The sequence below is a fragment of the Flavobacterium sp. XS2P24 genome (assembly GCF_030010285.1).
Classification (GTDB): domain Bacteria; phylum Bacteroidota; class Bacteroidia; order Flavobacteriales; family Flavobacteriaceae; genus Flavobacterium; species Flavobacterium algoritolerans.
This window is the reverse complement of sequence record NZ_JASCRU010000005.1, coordinates 146004-168845: the sequence shown is the minus strand read 5'-3', so window position 1 is coordinate 168845 and position 22842 is coordinate 146004. Positions and strand designations below refer to the sequence as shown.

Annotated in this window: 13 protein-coding genes; 9 read left to right on the top strand and 4 right to left on the bottom strand. The window is 35.9% G+C overall.

Translation table 11 applies throughout. From position 1 onward, the window contains the following. The 3 genes from QLS31_RS06355 to acs are packed head-to-tail and all read left to right on the top strand — an operon-like array spanning nt 1 to nt 4202. Nucleotides 1–363: a response regulator gene (locus tag QLS31_RS06355; protein WP_282743155.1), complete on the top strand. Its 363-nt coding sequence runs from the start codon at nt 1–3 to the stop codon at nt 361–363. Then, nucleotides 360–2279 carry an acetate--CoA ligase gene (locus QLS31_RS06350; RefSeq protein ID WP_282743172.1) on the top strand — a complete coding sequence of 640 codons (1920 nt, stop codon included), beginning with the start codon at nt 360–362 and terminating at the stop codon, nt 2277–2279. Before QLS31_RS06355 ends, QLS31_RS06350 begins: the two co-directional genes overlap by 4 nt. Before the next feature lie 15 nt (nt 2280–2294). Beyond that, a complete protein-coding gene (gene acs, locus QLS31_RS06345; protein WP_282713183.1) occupies nt 2295–4202 on the top strand; it encodes an acetate--CoA ligase in 1908 nt (635 codons plus the stop codon). A gap of 112 nt (nt 4203–4314) precedes the next feature. Here acs and QLS31_RS06340 read toward each other — a convergent pair whose 3' ends face one another. The 4 genes from QLS31_RS06340 to QLS31_RS06325 form a co-directional block, all read right to left on the bottom strand. Continuing rightward, nucleotides 4315–7203 (bottom strand): alpha-amylase family glycosyl hydrolase, encoded by a 2889-nt coding sequence (locus tag QLS31_RS06340; RefSeq protein ID WP_282743154.1) that lies wholly within the window; start codon nt 7201–7203, stop codon nt 4315–4317. A 74-nt stretch (nt 7204–7277) separates the two neighbouring features. Then, nucleotides 7278–8390, bottom strand: coding sequence for a SusE domain-containing protein (locus tag QLS31_RS06335; protein WP_282743153.1), 1113 nt, complete (start codon nt 8388–8390; stop codon nt 7278–7280). Between the two features lie 23 nt (nt 8391–8413). Next, on the bottom strand, nt 8414–10012 hold the full coding sequence (locus QLS31_RS06330; protein ID WP_282743152.1) for a RagB/SusD family nutrient uptake outer membrane protein: 1599 nt from the start codon (nt 10010–10012) through the stop codon (nt 8414–8416). A 17-nt stretch (nt 10013–10029) separates the two neighbouring features. Continuing rightward, nucleotides 10030–12969 (bottom strand): TonB-dependent receptor, encoded by a 2940-nt coding sequence (locus QLS31_RS06325; RefSeq protein WP_282743151.1) that lies wholly within the window; start codon nt 12967–12969, stop codon nt 10030–10032. Nucleotides 12970–13204: 235 nt separating this feature from the next. On the opposite strand from QLS31_RS06325, the gene QLS31_RS06320 reads away from it, so the two are divergent. The 6 genes from QLS31_RS06320 (at nt 13205) to QLS31_RS06295 (ending at nt 22821) form a co-directional block, all read left to right on the top strand. Continuing rightward, on the top strand, nt 13205–14227 hold the full coding sequence (locus tag QLS31_RS06320; protein ID WP_099713676.1) for a LacI family DNA-binding transcriptional regulator: 1023 nt from the start codon (nt 13205–13207) through the stop codon (nt 14225–14227). 190 nt (nt 14228–14417) lie between these two features. Beyond that, nucleotides 14418–15938, top strand: coding sequence for an MFS transporter (locus tag QLS31_RS06315; RefSeq protein WP_121340814.1), 1521 nt, complete (start codon nt 14418–14420; stop codon nt 15936–15938). Continuing rightward, entirely contained in the window at nt 15931–16590 is a 660-nt protein-coding gene (gene pgmB / locus QLS31_RS06310; RefSeq protein WP_099713678.1) for a beta-phosphoglucomutase, read from the top strand. The genes QLS31_RS06315 and pgmB overlap by 8 nt, the downstream gene beginning before the upstream one ends. A gap of 93 nt (nt 16591–16683) precedes the next feature. Further along, nucleotides 16684–18987 (top strand): glycoside hydrolase family 65 protein, encoded by a 2304-nt coding sequence (locus tag QLS31_RS06305; RefSeq protein ID WP_282743150.1) that lies wholly within the window; start codon nt 16684–16686, stop codon nt 18985–18987. A 290-nt stretch (nt 18988–19277) separates the two neighbouring features. Then, the gene (locus tag QLS31_RS06300) at nt 19278–21083 is read left to right on the top strand and encodes a glycoside hydrolase family 13 protein (protein WP_282743149.1); all 1806 of its coding nucleotides are present in this window, start codon (nt 19278–19280) and stop codon (nt 21081–21083) included. Between the two features lie 79 nt (nt 21084–21162). Next, nucleotides 21163–22821 (top strand): alpha-amylase family glycosyl hydrolase, encoded by a 1659-nt coding sequence (locus QLS31_RS06295; protein WP_282743148.1) that lies wholly within the window; start codon nt 21163–21165, stop codon nt 22819–22821. Nucleotides 22822–22842: the final 21 nt, after the last annotated feature.

The window sequence follows — 22842 nt, the reverse complement described above, 5'->3', positions numbered from 1 at the left end:
ATGAAAAAGATTTTAATTGTAGATGACGAGCCAAACATTGTAATGGCACTGGAATACACTTTCAAGAAGAACAATTTTGAAGTTTTTATAGCACGTGACGGACAAGAGGCTTTGGATATTTTAGAAGTACAACTTCCCGATGTGATTATTCTGGATGTGATGATGCCTATGGTTGATGGTTTTGCCACATTGGAACAAATAAAAAAAGACGAGCGATTACGGCATTGTAAAGTCATTTTCCTTTCGGCAAAAAACAAAGAAAAAGATATTAAAAAAGGACTTTCATTAGGTGCCAATTTATATGTGGTCAAACCTTTCTCAGTCAAAAAATTAATAGAACAAGTACAGGATTTAATTCAATAAGAAACAAATTCAACACCATGAAATACGAAGAAATTTATGCCCGAAGCATAGAGCAACCGGAAGCATTCTGGGCAGCGCAGGCAGATGAAATTGAGTGGTACAGTAAACCGGAAACGATTTTGTCGAAAGATAAAAACGGCTATCCGCTTTGGTACAAAGATGGCGAGTTGAACATTTGCTATCTGGCATTAGACAAGCATATTCAAGACGGATATGGCGACCAAATCGCCTTTATTTATGATTCTCCGGTAACACAAACAGTAAAAAAATATACCTATTCAGAAGTAAAAACAGAAGTGGCAAAACTCGCAGGAGGCATGCAATCACTGGGATTAAAAAAAGGAGATACTGCCATAATTTACATGCCAATGATTCCTCAAACTGCATTTGCTATGTTGGCTTGCGCGAGAATTGGAGTGATTCATTCGGTTGTATTTGGAGGTTTTGCACCGCATGAATTGGCGATTAGAATCGATGATTGCAAACCCAGAGCTATCATAACGGCATCTTCAGGAATTGAAGTAGACCGATTAATTGCGTACAAACCTTTAGTAGATGAGGCTATTGAACTTGCTTCTCACCGACCAAAAAAAGTGATTGTTTTCAACAGGAAATTAGGTGCGAGAATTCCGTTTAAGAAATATGATGTGGATTACGACGCCTTGGTTTACGGCTCCGAAGAAACGCCTTGTCTTCCTTTACATTCCAATCATCCGCTGTATATTTTATACACTTCCGGCACTACAGGAAAACCCAAAGGAATCGTAAGAGATACCGGTGGCTATGCAGTGGCATTGAAATTTTCCATGAAATACATCTATAATGTAAATCAAGACGAAACTTTTTGGGCGGCTTCGGATATGGGCTGGGCAGTTGGGCACAGCTACATTCTTTACGGACCGCTATTAAACCGAAATACCACCATAATTTTCGAAGGCAAACCGATAAAAACTCCAGATGCAAGTACGTTTTGGAGAATAATTTCAGAGCATAAAGTGGGCACCATGTTTACCGCTCCAACCGCCATTCGAGCCATCAAAAAAGAAGATCCTGATGGAGAATTCATCAAACAATATGATTTAAGCCATCTTAAAAATCAATTTCTTGCGGGAGAACGTTGTGATAATGCTACACTAGAATGGTACCAACAACACATTCCAATTCCTGTAATTGACCATTGGTGGCAAACAGAATCCGGCTGGCCAATGATTGCCAATTCTCTTGGGATTGAAAAAATGCCGGTGAAATCCGGTTCTGCCACAAAAGCAGTTTGTGGGTATGACATTCGGATTTTTAATGAAAACGGCGACGAATTAAGCGCCAATGAAGAAGGCTTGGTTGTTGTAAAACTGCCATTACCTCCGGGAAATATGCTAGGAATTTGGGAAAATGAAGCACGTTTCAAATCCGGTTATTTCAGTAAATTTGACGGATATTATCTCTCTGGCGACGGTGGTTACAAGGATGAAGACGGTTATATTTTCATCACCGGAAGAACGGATGACGTAATAAATGTAGCGGGACATCGATTGTCAACGGCTGAAATGGAAGAAGTTGTTGCTTCCCATCATTCCGTGGCTGAATGCGCCGTTATTGGAATTCAAGATGAGTTGAAAGGACAAATTCCTTTGGCTTTGGTGGTAACCAAATCAGGAGATGAAATCGAACATTATCAATTGGAACAGGAAATCATCAAACTGGTTCGCCAGCAAATTGGGGCTGTAGCTTCATTGAGAAATGTTGTTATTGTACAACGTTTACCCAAAACACGTTCGGGGAAAATCCTGCGAAAACTGATGCGCAGCATTACCGATGGCGATGAATTCCAAATTCCGTCCACCATTGATGACGAATCCATTGTGGAGGAAATCGTTACCACATTAAAAAAATATAAAATAGGCGTTTATAATTTATAAAATTTATCAATAATCATGAGTTACTATAAAATTAATAATTTAGAAGAATACTTTAAACATTACAAAAAATCAGTTCGTGAACCCAAAAAATTCTGGGACAAAGTCGCGTCTGAAAATTTTACTTGGTACCAAGAATGGGATAAAGTAGTCGATTTTAATATGGCTGAAGCCGATATTAAATGGTTTACCAATGCGAAAGTAAACATTGTAAAAAATTGCATCGACAGGCATCTGGCCAAAAAAGGAGATAAAACAGCCATTATTTTTGAACCAAATGATCCAAATGAAGAAGCATTACATATTTCGTATAATGAATTGTACGAACGTGTTTGCAAAATGGCGAATGTCTTAAAGGAACAAGGCATACAAAAAGGAGATCGTGTTTGTATTTACTTACCTATGATTCCTGAATTAGCGATTACCACTTTGGCGTGTGCCAGAATTGGAGCCATTCACTCGGTTGTTTTTGCAGGATTTTCTGCTTCGGCAGTAGCTGCAAGAATAAATGACAGTGAATGTAAAATGGTCATCACTTCAGATGGTGGCTATCGCGGGAACAAAACCATCGATTTAAAAAGTATTGTTGATGAAGCCTTATTGAATTGTCCTTGTGTGGAGAACGTTTTGGTTGCCAAAAGAATCAACTCAACTATCAATATGAAAGAAGGTCGCGACCAATGGTTGCAACCACTTTTAGACAAAGCTTCTGACAATAATGTAGCCGAAATCATGGATGCCGAAGATCCTTTGTTCATTCTTTATACTTCCGGTTCAACAGGAAAACCAAAAGGAATGGTACACACTACAGCGGGTTATATGGTGTATTCAGCCTATACGTTTAAGAACGTTTTTAATTATGAAGACAATGATATTTTCTGGTGTACTGCTGATATTGGATGGATTACCGGACATTCTTATATTCTTTACGGACCATTATTGAACGGAGCTACGACGGTAATTTTCGAAGGCGTTCCATCTTATCCCGATTTCAGTCGTTTTTGGCAAACCATCGAAAAGCATAAAGTCACTCAGTTCTATACTGCTCCAACAGCCATTAGAGCTTTGGCAAAAGAAAGCATCGAATACGTACAACGCTATCAATTGACTTCTTTGAAAGTTATTGGATCTGTAGGAGAACCTATCAACGAGGAAGCTTGGCACTGGTACAACAACCACGTAGGAGATAAAAAATGTCCTGTGGTAGATACATGGTGGCAAACAGAAACCGGAGGAATTATGATTTCGCCAATTGCTTTTGTAACCCCAACAAAACCTACGTATGCTTCGTTACCATTACCGGGAATTCAACCTGTTTTGATGGACGAAAAACGCAACGAAATCGAAGGCAATCAGGTTACTGGAAGTTTATGCATTAAATTCCCTTGGCCGGGAATTGCCAGAACCATTTGGGGCGATCACCAGCGTTATAAAGACACGTATTTTTCTACCTTTCCAGGTAAATATTTCACTGGAGACGGCGCTTTGCGTGACGAAGTTGGGTACTACAGAATCACTGGCCGTGTAGACGATGTGGTTATCGTTTCCGGACATAATCTGGGCACAGCACCTATTGAAGATGCCATCAACGAACATCCGGCTGTTGCGGAATCAGCCATTGTAGGTTTCCCTCACGACATCAAAGGGAATGCTTTGTATGGTTTTGTAATTCTAAAAGAAACGGGAGAATATCGCGACAGAGAAAATCTTAGTAAAGAGATTAATCAACACATATCAGACCATATTGGACCGATTGCAAAACTGGATAAAATTCAGTTTGTTTCCGGTTTACCCAAAACCCGTTCCGGAAAAATTATGCGCAGAATTTTGCGTAAGATTGCCGAAGGAGACTACTCTAATTTTGGAGATATTTCAACGTTATTGAATCCTGAAATTGTGGAAGAAATCAAAGATGGAAAAATTTAGATTTTAGTTTTAATTGTTGTTAAAAACTGCTTCCTAAACGAAGCAGTTTTTTTATATAAAAAAGGCTGTCTTTACTAGACTGCACCCAAATAATTAAAACAAACAAACCGTACTATTCCTTAATGAACTTCAATACCTGAACTCCATTATTCTCATCATAAGCTTTTACTATATAAAAACCTTGATTCAAATCACTAATAATATATTGATGTCCTTCGGCTTGATTTGCATCAAACGATTTTACCAATTGTCCCGTTATAGAAAAAATTTGAACTTTGGAAGTTGCAGCATTTAAAGTAAAATAACTCGAAGCCGGATTTGGATACAACAAAACAGTTGGTGTTTTTTCATAATCAACTATTGCCAAAGAGGCCGTTTTGTTTCCATAGATTCGGTATTCACCAGCTGGAATTGTTACTGGGTCATTTACATTAGTGACCGTGATTGTTGTATTGTCCATCAAATTGTACCACTGTCCTGTGTAAGGAAATCCAGTTGCTACATTTTGTGTGGTTACATTAAAATTAGCCAAGATCAAAACATCTTTAAGTTGGCTTGAAGCCAAAGCGCTATTGGTAATTTTGATATTTGGATACAAGGAACTGGTATTCGATATGGTTGCAGTTCCTGAAAAAACAGGCTCTACAGTTTTCATCGTAATCATTTTGGACCAATCGTTATAAATTTTACTTCTATTGGTATCTCCAAGCCAATTATTAACCCATTGTGGCTGTTGTTTGGTATCTAATTTACAATCCCCAGATGTAGCATCGGACGAAGTATTTACCGTTCCATTGTTACAGGCGAAAATAGAATTTTCCCAACCTAGTTCACCAAAATGCCAAATCATCTTTGGTCCAGGAACCAATAAAGAAACGGCTCCAATTGCTGACATTCTAGACAAAGCTACATTTAATGTTTTTACATTATGGGCAGCATTGGTACTATTCCCGAATTGTAAATTTTTATACATTAATCGTTCTTCATCATGGCTTTCGGCATAACCCATCAATCTATTTGCGGTGAAACCTCTGCTCGTACTGTTCATACGAGAAATATTTCCAGAATATCCCATAGACAATTCATTGTATGGACCGGTCATTATTCCCCACATCATAATTCCTTTACTTGGCGTTTCGTTAATCCTATAATTTGCCCAAAGTTGCTCTTCATCATCATTACCCAAGTGCTCAAAAATAGTATAATGTGTTGGGTCTAAACTCCAAGAATAATCCGCATATTTTCGCAATACATCTACTCTATCTTGTTGCTTAACCCCGGTACAAGCTTCTTGACCACCAGCAACATTAGCGGGACAGTTCTGAGTAAATCCTTTGGTTAAATCCCAACGAAATCCGTCAATTTTATATTCTTCCACCCATTGTTTAATGACACGCTGTACATAGTTTTGTGTTCTTGGCTGTTGATGGTTAAAATCCTCACCCACACTATAACTGTGCATTGCCGTTGTATTAAAATAAGGATTTTCAGTTGAAGGAGAACCCCAACCATCTCCGTCAGGATCATTCATCCACATACGAAGCATTGGATTTCTTCCAAAAGCATGATTCAATGCCACATCAAGAATTACCGCAATTCCGTTTTGATGGCATAAGTCCACAAACTCTTTCAACTTATCAGAAGTTCCGTAGAATTTATCCAAAGCCATGTGAAAAGAGGTATTATAACCCCAACTTTCATTGCCTTCAAATTCCATTACAGGCATTAATTCAATCGCATTTATTTTCAAATTTTTGAAATAATCGATTTTATTAATCAAGTCTTGATAGCTTCTATTGGCATCAAAATCACGAACCAACAATTCATAAACAACCAGTTTTTCTTTTTCTGGTTTAACAAAATTAGTGGTAGCGCTACTCCAAGCGTAAGGAGTTTTTCCTGTTTGTAATACCGTTACTTCTCTGTCTTGACCTACTGGATAAACCGGAAGATTTGGATAAGTAGAAGCTGGAATAAAAGGATCATCATTAGGAGACAAAACTAGAGTCGAATACGGATCGGCAGTTTTCACTAAAGAAGGAGTGCCTGCAATAGGTGTAGCATCAACGACCCAATACTGATACGTATAATTTGTTCCTGAAACTAATCCGGTTAATTCTAACCAAAACTTACCAGAAACAGGATCTTTTTTCATCGCATAAGAAGCCGTAGGCTGCCAGCTGTTGAAACTTCCTGCTACATAAACAAAATCTTTGAACGGAGCGTCTAAAACCAAAGTTACTTTTGTGGCATCAGCAGCATTATAATTAATTCCATCTAATAAACCTGTCGGCATTGACTCACTAACCGTACCCGGATTGACTACAGCACCGAACTTTTTAGTGATTACTGTTGTTCCTTGAGTAACCTGCAGCTCGTAATTTTGGTTCCCTGTAATATTCGTATGATTATAGGAATAACTGGAAGTGGCAGCATTTGTATTTAAATTTGCACCATTTGCTTTCAATACATAACTTGCATTTCCACCAGTATTAGTAGCTGAAATAGTCAAACTTCCGCCTGAAGCAATAATTGTGGAACTATTTTCAGCCGGAGCAGTTAGTGTAACTTGGTAGGCACCAACTTCAACATAATTATCTTGCGATTTTTTATCTCCCGTTCCATCCTTAGCTTTAATAAGAAAACCTATTTTTCCTATTCCATTTCTGTTGTAAAAGGTATTTGGAGTAAAAGTTTTAGTATAAGTATTCGTAACGGAGTTGTAAGCAAATCTATTCGCTTCGTTGGATGAAGTCCATGTACCGTTAGTAGGACAATCTAAACTGTTTGCATCATTGATGTCAAAAGACCAAGTCCACATGTATAATGCGTTTCCGGTAACTCCCCAAGTTGCTTCATTTACATTATTCCCATTGATGGTAATGGTAACAGATGTCGTTTCTTCAAAAGTAGCTGGGCTTATGGTATAAGCGATTGCTTGTTGCTGAGCTGTAGCAACAATTGAAAGGAAAAACAATAAAAAAAGTATAGTTTTTTTCATGGTTTATTGTTAATTAAATTAGAAAACAAAAAAAGGGCCATCCCATAGATAGCCCTTTTTTTTATAGAAATAAATTATTCTTGATTAGGAATCATTAAATAACTACCATCTAAATCATTGAAATAGACTTTATATTTTGATTTTGTAACTGGCAAATCACCTCCGCTTGCTCCATTATTTGGAAATCCAGAGAAAGCAGTATTACCTCCCCAATTTACATCCCAGGCGTTATTTGCTCTGAATTTAGCTTTTCCATCATTTAATGGTAATAAATCCAATGACCAAACATGTGAATTAAATGCTGATTGAGTCAATGCTGTAGAAGCATCCCATCCTAATGGAGTACTATCTCCAATGATACCAACTGTAGAGAAAGTTGCAGCAGCAGATGCATCATAAGCTACTAAAGTGTACTTTAATGTTTCAGTATTCATCGTGAAAGAATAGTATCCATCAGTTGCAATTGTAAAAGATGCTGGATCTGGATCAGCTTCTGTTGGTCTAGCCACAATAGCATCTCCATCACCTTTACCATACATTGGAGCCCATTGTCCAGGTGTAGAAATCAATTTAAATGCACCCGCTTTAAAGAATCCAGTGAATTTATATAAATTTGGATTTGTTCCGCTTCTGAATAATGGTTGGTTTTTATTGTTATTGTTCCATCCTGAAGCAGTTGCATCACCTACAAAATACCAATCTGTAAACCCATAAGGAATTAATCCTGTGTAAGCATTAACTAAAATAGTTAATGGAGTTTCAGACATCATTTTTTCAACTCCTGCAAGACTTGACATTACTTTTATATCAAAAGACCCTAATTGATCAGGTATACCGCCTAATTCAATTACTGCTTGATTTAAAGTTTTTACAGTAACTTCGATTTGAGTTGCACCAGAAGTTCCTCCTAATTCAATTGCTTTTGTAAAATCGCCACCTTTAACATCCATCAAAAGTTTGTATCCTATCTCAACATCGCCACCATAAGTTGCTTTGGTCCAAACAAAACGCTCTGCAACATCATCAGCATTTTCTTCAAGTAATACATATGATTTATCGTTTTCAGGCGCAACTAATTCCGGAGTATCAACTCCTTGAATTACTGGTCTATCCTCTACATCTTCAACGCTACAAGACAAGGCAAGTATCGCGAATAAAGCAATTACTGATTTAGTTATATTTTTCATTTTTCTATTTATTTTAAATATTATTAATATCCAGGGTTTTGTTGTAATTTACTGTTTGATGATAATGCAGTAGCAGGAATAGGAAATAAATTTCTAAACGCTTGTGTTGGCGCTCCACCAGCTACATTTCCTTTCCAAGGCCATATATAACTACCGCCTGAAAATTTACCAAAACGAATTAAATCCGTTCTTCTGTGACCTTCCCAGTGTAGTTCTTTTGCTCTTTCGTCAAGAATTAAGTTTGCACCTGTAGCATCAGCAGTAAGAGTAGCTATAGTTGAAGCATTTGCTCTAGTTCTCAAAGCATTTACATAGCCTCTTGCTGTTCCAAGATCACCTACTTTACCAACTACCGCACATTCAGCATACATTAAATAAGCATCTGCTAAACGAAACATTGGAAAATCGGAATCAGAAAAATTACCTGCCTTATCTGAACCAGAAACACCATTAACATCTACGTTTCTAAATTTTTGAATAGCATACCCATCAGTAAATGAACTAATATCAACGATTTCTTTCGTTTGTCCATCCGTATAGAATTGCCCTCTTGTGTCAGTAGTATTACCACTAAACTTATCTACAAATGCCGATGTTGTTCTGACTCCAGCCCAACCACCATTGATTCCAAACTCAGAAGCTTTCATAGTACCACCAACTGGTGCATGCGTCAAGAAAGTAGTTCCACCATAAGTTTGAGTTTTAAGACCATCAAAAGCAATTGTAAAAATGAATTCGTTTTGAGCTCCATTTCTATCATTGTCAGCAAAAAATAATTGGTTGTAATTAGTATGCAAAGCATAACCTGACCCTATCACTTTAGTAATTAATGGCAATGCTCCTGCGTAGTTATCAGTACCAATATATACTTTAGCATTCATATACAATTTAGCTTGTAACATCCAAGCTGCTGCTTGGTCTACACGATACGCTTCATTGGTTTTTGCAGCTTTCAATTCAGGTGTAATTGCTGTTAATTCCTCATCAACAAACTTGTACAATTCAGCTCTTGTAGCATACTCTGGGTAAAAGAATGTACTTGGAGAATTTTCAGTCACTAAAGATCCACCACCAAACATATCGATTAAGTGCCAATATGTCAATGCTCTTAAGAAACGTGCTTCTGCTCTGTAGGTTTTAATTTCTGCTATTAAAGCAGCATCAAGACCTCTAGACGCTAATTTCTCATCTGTAGTTTGTCTTAAAAACTCATTGCAATTTACAATTTGAAAAGAGAAACGAGCAAATGTAGCCGTGATAAAGCGGTCTAAAGAAGTCCAAGTCTGATTGTGAAGATCTTTTATTGTTCCGTCATTCCAACCAATAACAGCCTCGTCTGTAGTTAATTCCTGCATTAACCAATACCCTCTGATATATTGACTTTCTCCTTCATCAATTCCAGAGATATCAGGAGAACCAGCTGCAGTTTGACCTGAAGTAGCAAATCCTGCGTATAACTTAGCCAAATATTGTTTGTACGACTCTGGCGTGCTAAAAAATTCTTCACCTGGAATTGCATTTGCGCTATCCGGGACTTGGTTCAAATCATCTGTACACGATGGGAATAACATCACCAACAGTAACAAAGAAATACCCAATAATTTTATTTGTGTCTTTTTCATTTTTCTTGTTATTTGTATTAGAAATTAACGTTTAAACCTAACGTGAAAGTAATTGGTCGTGGGTATAAATTTCCATCAATACCTCCAGAAATTTCTGGATCTAATCCTTCATATTTAGTAATTACCAAAACATTTTGAGCTGATAATGTCAATTTAACTAATGAAGTAGAATTCTCTTTTTGATTGAAAGTATATCCAACACTTACGTTATCCAATCTAATAAAAGAAGCATCTTGGATGTAGTAATCAGATTCGAAACGTTTTGTGTCATTTGATCTAAATCCTGTTTCCAAAAGGTTTTCAACACCGTTTGATAAATCTGTATTTCTGATCAAAATATTATTGAAAGAACCTTTGCTTGAATCTACGTTGTTGTAATTATAGTTACCCCAAGATCCTCTCCAGTTCATTCCCATATCAAAGTTTTTGTAGGTTACACTTGTATTGAAACCGTAAAAAACATCAGCTGCAGGTTTGTGAAAACGGTATTTATCTTGTTGTGTAATCAATCCGTCTTTATTTCTGTCGATATACACACCGTCTAAAGGTTTTCCATCAACGCCATACGCTTGCTCATATACATAAAATGAACTTGGCGCATATCCTACTTGGTGATTTTGAATCGTGTTTCCTGTAGCACCTTCATACCCTCCAATATTAATACCCGGAGTATTAGGTTGTGTAGTCGTCAACTTAGTAATTTTAGAATCTTGGAATGTTATGTTTCCACCAATTCTCCATTCAAAATCGTCATTACGAACAGGAATAACTTCTGCAGCAATTTCAATTCCCTTATTTTCGATTGTACCTACGTTGTAATTATCATAATTAGAGAATCCAAAGAATGATGGATTTTGAGTGTACAATAATAAATCTTCAGTAGTTCTTTCGTATAAATCAACACTACCTGTAATTCTATTATTCACAAATCCAAAATCTAAACCTGCATTTACAGTAGTAGTTTGTTCCCATTTCAAGTTGCTGTTATACGGTTGTGGTCTGTATGTAGTATAAAAATCACTTCCAAACTGGTATTGAGCAGCTGTATTAGATGCTAAATACAATGGAATAGATGGGTAACTAACTCCAATATCCTGTTGTCCGGTAATACCCCAACCTCCACGGATTTTTAATGTAGATATAGCAGACACATCTTTCAAAAAGTTTTCTTCATTCAATTTCCAAGCTAAAGCAACAGCAGGGAAATTTGCCCAACGATTAGTTTCTGTAAATCTTGAAGTTCCATCACGTCTGTAAGACAATGTCAATAAATACTTGTCAGCGATAGTAATATTTGTTCTTGCAAAGAAAGATTGCAAGTTAATACGTGATGGAAAAGATGGTGGTGAAGTTGTGTTTTTAGTCTGAAATTCAAAATTTGAAGAATTATAAAACTCTCTAAAATCTTGATACGAATATCCTCCAGTCACATCAAAAACAGTATTAATAGCTTCTACTTTTTTATTGTAATTTAAAAATAAATCCATCAACTTATTCGAACGAGATTGTGTTCTTTCATAGCTATTGTTATATCCAGAACCTGACAAACCATTTAGGTAATTAGCGTCGGTATTACCGAAAGATCTACCACTTAATTCATCATAACCAAAGTTAGCAACCGCTTTCAACTCTGGTAAAAAATGCATTTTATATTCCGTTTGGATGTTTCCAATACTTCTGTATGAAGTACCATAATTGTTTTGTTGTTCAATCAAAGACAATGGATTTCTTCCAGCCAATTGATTGATTTCAGTAGCAGAAGTATACCATTGAAAAAAGGTATCATCAGGATTTCTTACAACCTGAGTTGGGTCAAAACGAATAGCGGATCCAATAGCACCTCGGTCACTATAATTACTGTTTATAATAGAAGTGTTATTGTTCAATTCGATTTTTAAATGATTGTCCAAGAAATTACCTGTTACACCAACACCTAATGTTGTTCTCTCCATGTTATCTCTTTTCAAAATACCATTTAAATTAGCATACCCTACAGAAGCTCTGTATACTATATTATCAGAACCACCACTTAATGAAATATTATGATCTGTACCGATAGCCGTTCTGTAAATCTCATCTTGCCAATCTGTATCTGCAGCACCCATCAAAGCTATTTGTGCAGCATTACCATTAGCCGTTACGAAATCTCTAAATTGAGTACTTGACAAAGCATCCACTTTATTTGTGATTTCAGATACTTGAAAATTTCCGTTATAATTTATTTGTAAATCCCCTGCTTTTCCTTTTTTGGTAGTAATGATAATTACCCCATTAGAAGCACGAGAACCGTAAATTGCAGTCGCCGAAGCATCTTTCAAAACCGAAATAGATTCGATGTTATTTTGGTTGATTGTAGACAATGGATTTCGACTTCCCTCTACTCCACCAGCAGCAACTGGCACACCGTCAATTACATATAAAGGATCGTTATTTGCAGATAAAGAAGACCCACTTCTAATTCTAATTGTAGCACCCTCGCCTGGAGAACCTCCTCCATTGATAATTTGCAAACCAGCAACTTTACCTTGAATCATTTGATCCGCAGAAGTTACAGGTCCTTTATTAAAATCTTTAGTTGTCAATACCGTTACAGCTCCTGTAGCATCTTTCTTCTTAACTGTTCCGTATCCTACTTGGATCACAACTTCTTTTAATTGATTTGCATCTTCTTCTAAAGAAACGTTTAATGATTTTTGGGCAACATAATCCACTACAGTATTTTTATATCCGATATAAGAAAATACTACTTTATCACCTTTCTTAACATTAGATAACTGATATTTACCATCAAAATCAGTAGAAACACCATTAGCGGCACCTTGTACATTTACATTTACCCCCGGAATTGGCTGTCCTGACACTTTATCAAGAACAGTTCCGCCAACAGTATTCTGAGCCAGAATACTAAAAGGGAGTAGCAGTAATAAAATTAACAACTTTTTATAAATTGTTTTCATACTTTTTGTTTAAATTAATTTAATTTTTTGTTGAGTTTTCAACCTTAACTATTACTTCGAATGTTAAATTTATGTAAATTTAGTCACGCTCGACAAGGCCCTTTTTTATTTGACTTACGAAAACGTAATAGTGTTGAAAACTTTCTGATTTACATAAATTTTTATCAGTTTAATTACCATTTATAAAATTTAATTTTATCTTTATTAAGAAATAATTTTTTACCATATCTTCACCATGAAAAGGAAAATAACGCTTAAACAAATTGCAAAAGAATTAGATGTATCCATTTCTACCGTTTCAAAATCTTTAAGAAATAGCCTCGAAATAGGTGAAGAAACCAGACTAAAAGTTCAAGCATTTGCTAAATTTTACCACTACAAGCCAAACAATATTGCACTTAGTTTAAAAAACAGAAAAACCAAAACCATTGGAATCATTATTCCAGAAATAGTCCACCATTTCTTTTCAACAGTTATTAACGGAATCGAACAGGTTGCAAATGAAAATGGATATAGCGTTATCATCTGTCTGTCAGACGATTCCTTTGACAAAGAAGTCTTAAATATGGAAATGCTGGCTAATGGCAGCATTGATGGTTTTATCATGTCGCTTTCAAAAGAAACCCAATTCAGAGGTGATTTTCATCATATTACCGAAGTCATCAATCAAGGAATGCCCGTTGTGATGTTTGACAGAGTTACCAATGATATCCTTTGCGACAAAGTAATTATAGACGATAAATATGCGGCTTATGAAGCCGTTCAAAGCTTAATTGATAAAGGACGAAAAAAAATCGCTCTGGTTACCACCGTTGATTATGTAAGCGTAGGAAAACTAAGGACTGATGGGTACACGAAAGCACTTCTGGATAACGGAATACCTTTTAATGAAGACCTAATCATCAAAATTGAAGACATTGATACCTGCGAAATCACCATTGGAAAACTATTGGAAGATAAAGCTATTGATGCCGTTTTTGCTGTAAATGAACTTTTTGCAGTTACAATAATCAAAACAGCTAATAAAATAGGACTGAATGTGCCGAATGATTTAGCGGTTATTGCTTTTACAGATGGTATAATTTCCAAATATTCTACACCTACTATTACTACCGTAAGTCAGAGTGGAATAAAAATGGGAAATAAAGCCGCAAAAATGCTAATTGAAAGACTCGAATCTGAAGAAGACGAAGAGGACGAAAACTATAAAACTGAAGTAATTGAAACCCATTTGATAGAAAGAGAATCAACTAATTAATTTTTATTTGTTAGTTTATTCATTACTACAACCTTGTAGTTGAAAATGTTTCCTTTAATTTTTTTATGAGAAACAAATGTTTGAAATATATTTTTATATTTACCCATTCAAAGCTTCAACTTTTACTTCGAAAATAAGATAAGTTTTGATAAGCATAGCGCTTATCGTATTAATTTTTTAAATTACGATAATGGAAAAGCGTAAATTAAGTTTCTGGCAAATTTGGAACATGAGTTTCGGTTTTCTAGGAATACAATTTGGTTTTGCACTGCAAAACGCAAACACTTCAAGAATTTTTGAAACATTAGGTGCAAAGGTTGATGAAATCCCTATTTTATGGATTGCTGCTCCTGTTACCGGTTTAATTATCCAACCTATAATTGGTTATTTTAGCGATAGAACTTGGACCAGATTAGGCCGACGCAGACCTTATTTTCTGATAGGTGCTATTTTATCATCAATAGCCTTGTTTATAATGCCCAATTCACCTTCGTTGTGGATTGCCGCTGGAACTTTATGGATGATGGATGCCTCAATCAACATTTCGATGGAACCTTTCCGCGCCTTTGTTGGGGATAATCTACCCGAAAAGCAACGAACTTTAGGTTTTGCGATGCAAAGTTTTTTCATTGGATTGGGTGCCGTTGTCGGTTCCTTACTGCCTTACATTTTCACAAATGTTTTTGGCGTAAGCAATACAGCAGCTGAAGGAATCATCCCAGATTCTGTAAAATGGTCCTTCTATATAGGAGGAGTTGTTTTTCTGTTAGCGGTTTTGTGGACCGTTTTTAAATCTACTGAATATTCTCCTGAAGAATTAGAAGCTTTTGAACAAAAAGACAAAGACACTAAAGAAATAGCTCCAATTGAAACTGAGTTTGAAAGCAAAGCGAATATCAAAAGGCAATTCAATCTAGGACTTGTAATGACTTTGTTAGGAAGCATCATTTCGTTTATCATTTACGAAAACCAACTTACTAAAGAACTCTACATTTTATTTATCGGCTTAATTGTGATTGGAATCTTATTCATGGTAACCTCCAGACTTAGGGTTGTCCAAATAAAAAATGGTTTCACGATCATCATGACCGATTTATTGAACATGCCCACCACAATGAAAAAATTGGCTTGGGTTCAATTCTTTTCTTGGTTTGCACTTTTTTCCATGTGGATTTACACTACTCAAGCCGTTACACAACATATTTTTGGAACAACGGATACAACTTCAAAAGTATACAATGATGCTGCTGACTGGGTATCAGTTCTTTTCACAGTTTACAATGGAGTAGCCGCTGCAGTTGCTTTTTTATTGCCTGTAATAGCAAAAAAAGTAGGGGTTCGATCCACACATTTACTGGCATTGTGCTCTGGTGGTGTAGGATTACTTTCTATTTATTTTATTGGAGACAAATATTTATTATTAATTCCAATGTTAGGCGTTGGTATTGCATGGGCCAGTATTTTATCAATGCCTTATGCGATGTTATCAGGCGCTTTACCAGCAGCAAAAATGGGTTATTACATGGGAGTTTTCAACTTTTTCGTAGTTATTCCTCAAATTGTTGCCGCAACAATCTTAGGTTTTATTGTCAAACAATTTTTTCAAAACGAACCTATTTACGCATTATTAATTGGCGGAGTATCGATGATATTTGCCGGTTTACTTACCCTTAGAGTAAACAACAGAACAAAAATTGAAATTCATGAATAATAGAAAAGCATTCATATTTGACCTGGACGGAGTAATTGTTGACACAGCAAAATACCATTATTTAGCGTGGCAAAAAATCGCAAATGAGTTAAATATTGAATTTACACTGGAACATAATGAATTATTAAAAGGAGTAAGCCGTGTGCGCTCTTTGGATATTATATTAGAATTAGGAAAAGTGGAAGCTTCGCAAGAAGATAAAGACCGATGGTTACTTCAAAAAAATGAAGAGTATTTATCCTATTTAGTTGACATGGACGAAAGCGAGATTCTTCCAGGAGTATATCCAATTTTAAAATTTCTAAAAGAAAAAAATCAACCGATAGCATTGGGTTCTGCAAGTAAAAATGCCAGACCCATTCTGGAGAAAACAGGAATACTATCTTATTTTGATGTTATTGTAGATGGAAATGATGTAACCAATGCAAAGCCTGATCCTGAAGTTTTCCTGATTGCCGCTAAATTATTAGAAACAAAACCGGAAGATGCTTTTGTTTTTGAAGATTCAGTGGCGGGAGTTCAAGCGGCCAATATTGGAAACATGACCAGTATAGGAATCGGTGAAGCTGGTATATTACATGAAGCAAAATACATCTTTAAAGATTTCACGGCAATTGATACTAACTTCATAGAAGACTTAATAAAAAGATAGAATAGAAAACAAGAGGTTCCATAAACTGTGGTAAAACCATAAAATCGAACCTTTAAACCATACATTTTTCAAACTTTAAACAACAAGGAAAGAATGAATCAAGATTATATAAAACCAGATAATTGGTCAATCATAGAAGAAGGATTTGATGTAGAGAGCGTAAAATCATCTGAAAGTTTGTTCAGCATTGGGAACGGTGCAATGGGACAACGTGCTAATTTTGAAGAAAATTATACTGGAGAAACATTCCAGGGAAGTTACATCGCAGGAATATATTACCCGGACAAAACTAAAGTGGGCTGGTGGAAAAACGGTTATCCGGAATATTTTGCCAAAGTTTTAAATGCTCCCAATTGGATTGGAATCGACATCGAAATCAACGGAGAAAAACTGGATTTGAATACCTGTACCGAAATCAAAAATTTTCGTCGTGAGTTGAACATGAAAGAAGGTTGGTACAATCGCTCTTTTGAAGCTACATTGAAAAACGGAACTCAAATAGCAGTTACTATTCGTCGTTTTCTTTCTATCGTTCTGGATGAAGTTGGGGTTATTAATTACGAAATCACACCTTTGAACAAAGATTCAAAAATAGTGTACAAACCATATATTGATGCTGGTGTAACCAATGAAGATGCCAACTGGGAAGAAAAGTTCTGGGAACCACTTGAGGTGAAAAAATCTGTAAATGAAGCTTTTGTAACGGCACAAACGTTCAAAACACATTTCAAAGTAACCACTTTCATGCAAAATAGCATTTTGTCTAATGGTGAAAAAACGGCTATTTCACCTTCTAATATTGATGCAACTTCCGATAAAATTCAATTTAGTTACGATGTAATTGTGGCTCAAGGCCAAAAATCATCTATCCAAAAAATTGGTGGTTACACGGTTTCTTTAAACCACGAAAACACCGTTACTGCTGCGGAGAAAGTGATTCAATCCGCATTAGCGTTAGGATATGAGAAAATGTTGCAGGACCAGATTGATGCTTGGGCAAAAATTTGGGAGATGTCAGATATTACAATTGATGGCGATGTAAAAGCACAACAAGGAATTCGTTTCAATATTTTCCAGTTGAACCAAACCTATTTAGGAAAGGATTCTCGTTTGAACATTGGACCAAAAGGTTTCACGGGAGAAAAATACGGCGGATCGACTTATTGGGATACCGAAGCGTATTGCATTCCGTTTTACATGGCGACCAAAGATCAAGAAGTGGCTCGAAATTTATTGACCTACCGCTACAATCAATTGGATAAAGCCATTGAAAACGCTGCTAAATTAGGATTTACTAATGGTGCTGCTTTGTATCCGATGGTAACTATGAACGGTGAAGAATGTCATAACGAATGGGAAATTACTTTTGAAGAAATTCATAGAAACGGAGCCATTGCATTTGCCATTTATAACTTTTACAGATACACTGGCGACTACAGTTACATCCCTGAAAAAGGACTGGAAGTATTAATAGGGATTGCCCGTTTTTGGCATCAAAGAGCCAACTTTTCGACTCATTTAAACCAATATGTAATTCTTGGAGTTACGGGTCCAAATGAATATGAGAACAACGTAAACAATAATTTCTACACCAATTATATTGCAAAATGGTGTCTGGAATATACCTACGAACAAATTCAAAAGGTATCTCTGGAATATCCTTCAGATCACAAAAGAATTACAGAAAAAGTAAAAATCTCGGATTCCGAATTACAATCTTGGAAAAAAGTTTCGGATAATATGTACTTCCCTTTTTCGGAAGAACATAACGTGTATTTGCAACAAGACGGTTTCTTGGACAAAGAATTAGTTCGTGTAGCTGATTTGGACAAAAGCCAAAGACCAATCAATCAAAAATGGTCTTGGGACCGAATTTTACGTTCGCCGTACATCAAACAAGCCGATGTTTTGCAGTGCTTCTATTTCTTTGAAGATCATTTTTCGAAAGAAGAACTGAAAAACAATTTTGAATTTTACGAATCATTTACCGTTCATGAAAGTTCACTTTCGCCTTGCGTGCATTCGATTCAAGCAGCTTTATTGGACAAAATGGACATGGCATACACGTTCTATTTGAGAACTTCACGTCTGGATTTAGACGATTACAATAAAGAAGTGGAAGAAGGCTGTCATATTACATCGATGGCAGGAACTTGGATGAGTATCGTAGAAGGTTTTGGCGGAATGAGAATTAAAGAAGATACGCTTCATTTTTCTCCAAAAATTCCAAAAGAATGGGAAGGTTACTCGTTTAAAATTAATTTCAGAAATCAAATTTTGAAAGTAGCAATCAACCATAAGGAAACAACTTTTTCAATTGATGGCGACAAAGAATTGAAAATCATAGTAAATGGTCAGTCTGTAGTCGTTAAGTCTGAGAATTTAGTTACGGTATAATAAACAATTGCTAGAACTTGTAGTTAATTCTATCACTTGATCCCAAGCCTCGCTAGGCTTACTAACAATCCCAATAACATTGGGATTGTTTAATTGATAACTGTTCTTAATTCTTATTTGAGGATTCCAATTTTTATAAAATCGGCTGACTATTTTAAAGTAAAAGACTTTATTTTAAGTGAGCGAAAAATCTAAATGTCAATAAAATATATTTCACAATGCATAAAACAGGTTCGTTTCCGTTCATAAATAGGAGCTTTCTAAAAAAAATAACCTTATTCCTTTTTTTTATGTCTTTAACTTTAAACGCTCAAATCGACAAAATGGAACCGCCTTTTTGGTACGCAGGAATGCAAAATCCAGAACTGCAAATTCTTTTTTATGGCAAAGACATTTCTCAATACCAAGTCACGGTTTCTAATGGTATAAAAATAACTAACGTTAAAAGAACGGAAAACTCCAACTACATTTTTGTTACCATTGACACCAAAAAAGTAGCTGCATCTGATTTTGTTTTTACTTTTAAAAACAACATCAAAGAAACATTTACACAAAAATACAGCTTGCGCCAAAGAAGAGAAAATTCAGCACAACGCAAAAGCTTTGATTCTTCGGATATGATGTATTTATTGATGCCGGATCGCTTTGCCAACGGAAACAGAAACAACGACAGTGAAAATGCTACCCAAGAAAAATACAATAGAGAATTACCTGGAGGAAGACACGGTGGCGATATTGAAGGAATCATAAAAAACTTGGATTACATAGCAGAACTGGGCGCAACGACCATTTGGAGTACGCCTCTTTGTGAGGATAACGACGCTAAGTTTTCGTATCACACGTATGGTCAATCCGATGTGTATAAAATAGACCCCCGTTACGGCAGCAATGCTGATTATGTTCGATTAGCAGCCGAAATGCACAAAAGAGACATGAAACTGGTAATGGATTATGTGACGAATCACTGGGGAATTGAACACTGGATGATGAAAGACTTACCTACAAAAGAATGGATCAATCAATTTGAAACCTACACGCAAACCAATCACAAAAGAACGGTTATCCACGACACTAATGCTTCAAAATTTGATAAAAAAATCGCGATAGACGGTTGGTTTGTTCCATCGATGCCCGATTTAAATTTGACGAATCCTTTGACTTTAAAATACCTGATTCAAAATGCGATTTGGTGGATTGAATATGCAGATTTGGATGGGTTTAGAGTAGATACTTATAATTATTCCGACCCAAAAGGAATTGCAAAATGGACAAAATCCATCACCGATGAATACCCAAATTTTAATATAGTAGGGGAAGTTTGGATGCAAAGTCAAGCGCAAATGGCGTATTGGCAAAAAGACAGTAAAATTGCTGAAATACAAAATTACAACTCGTATTTACCAAGTGTAATGGACTTTACATTGTATGAGGCAACCAGCAAAGCGTTCAGTGAAGACGAAGGAACTTGGGACAAAGGAGTGGTAAAAATGTATGACAATTTTACAAATGATTTCCTGTATCCAAACATCAATAATATGTTGATTTTTGTCGAAAATCACGACACGAATCGTTTCAATCAAACCTACGGAAACGACATCAGAAAATACAAGATGGCAATGACTTTGATGGCTACCGTTCGTGGAATTCCTCAATTGTATTATGGAAGTGAAATAGGTATGGCCGGTGATAAAAATAAAGGCGATGCTGATATTCGTCAAGATTTTCCTGGCGGTTGGGAAGGCGATCAGAACAATGCTTTCATCAAAGAAGGAAGAACTCCGGGACAAAGCGATTATTTTAATTTTACTTCTAAATTATTCAATTGGAGAAAAACAAAAGCGGCGGTTCATTTTGGAAAAATGACACATTACATTCCGGACAATAACATCTACGTTTATTTTAGATACAACAAAGATGAAACGGTGATGGTTTTAATGAACAATAGTAATGAGACCAAAACTGTCAATACACATCGTTTCAAAGAAAACATCAAAGACTTTAAAACAGGAAAAGATGTAATTTCTGAACTTACTTTTGACGTTACAAACGAAATTATAATAGAACCTAAGTCAGTTTTGATTTTAGAACTTAAGTAATTTGAACCTTGTAAAGCATTTAAGCGATTTGATAATTCCTTATATGTTTCAAAAAAAATAATCATTTAATGCTATAAAAATGAAAAAATATTCAATCCCACTTTTACTATTAACCATGACAATAATAAGTAGTTGCTCCAGTACACAAACAGTTGCTGAGAGTAACAAAACACCTTTCGTTTGGGAAGGAGCGAATGTTTATTTCTTAATGACAGACCGTTTTAATAATGGCGACACTTCAAATGATATAAACTTCAACAGAACCAAAACAACGGGAAAACTTCGTGGTTTTGAAGGTGGTGATATCAAAGGAATTTCTCAAAAAATTGACGAAGGTTATTTTGATAAATTAGGAATTAATGCCATTTGGTTTACACCAATAGTGGAGCAAATTCACGATGGTGTTGACGAAGGAACTGGTTTGAGTTATGGCTTTCATGGCTATTGGGCGAGAGACTGGACGAACTTAGATCCTAACTTTGGAACAAAAGAAGATTTGGCTGCATTAGTTCAAAAAGCACACGCACACGGAATCCGAATCATTCTTGATGGCGTAATCAATCATACCGGACCCGTAACTGCTGAAGATACGGTTTGGCCAAATGACTGGGTGCGAACAGGACCTAATTGTGATTACAAATCGTTTGAAAATACAACTGCGTGTACGCTGGTTTCTAATCTTCCGGATATAAAAACAGAAAACAATCAAGCGGTAGCGTTACCTCCTTTTTTAATCGAAAAATGGAAAAAAGAAGGGCGTTACGAACAAGAAATGAAAGAACTTGATGCGTTTTTTGCTCGCACGGGATACCCAAGAGCCCCAAAATATTACATCATCAAATGGCTGACGGATTATATTGCGGATTACGGAATTGACGGTTATCGTGGCGACACGGTAAAACATACCGATGAAACGGTTTGGGCTGATTTCAAGACCCAATGTGATTATGCTTTTGCAACTTGGAAGAAAAATAATCCAACAAAAGTTTTAGACAACAATCCTTTTTACACCATTGCTGAAGTGTACAATTATGGTATCAGCGGCGGACAAGATTTTGATTTTGGAGATAAAAAAATAAACTATTTTAAAAATGGTTTCAACAATATGATCAATTTTGAGTTCAAATGGGATGCACAAAAAGACTATGAATTTATATTCTCCAAATATTCTGACAAGCTAAACAATGACTTAAAAGGATATAGTGTTTTGAACTATTTGTCTTCGCATGATGACGGCGGACCATTTGATGCAAATCGTACCAAAACTATAGAAAGCGGAACAAAATTATTACTGAGTCCTGGACTTTCTCAAGTATATTATGGTGATGAAAGCGCTCGTTCTTTAGTGATCGAAGGAACAAAAGGTGATGCTACCTTGCGTTCGTTTATGAATTGGGAAGCTATCAAATCAAATCCTGAAACTCAAAAAACACTCTTGCATTGGCAAAAATTAGGTCAATTTAGAAGAAATCATCCTTCGATTGGAGCAGGAATTCACAAACAAATTACGGGTCAACCGTATGTTTTTAGCAGAACTTTCTCTAAAGGAGATTTTACAGATAAAGTAGTTGTTGGATTGGATTTGGTAATTGGTACAAAAGAACTTGCTGTAGATTCAACTTTCGCAGACGGCACATCATTAAAAGATGCCTATTCCGGAAAAGAAGCAATCGTTTCCAATGGAAAAGTGACAATCAATACTGAATTTGATATTGTTTTATTGGAATTGAAAAAATAATTCGAAAATAATTTCATAGAA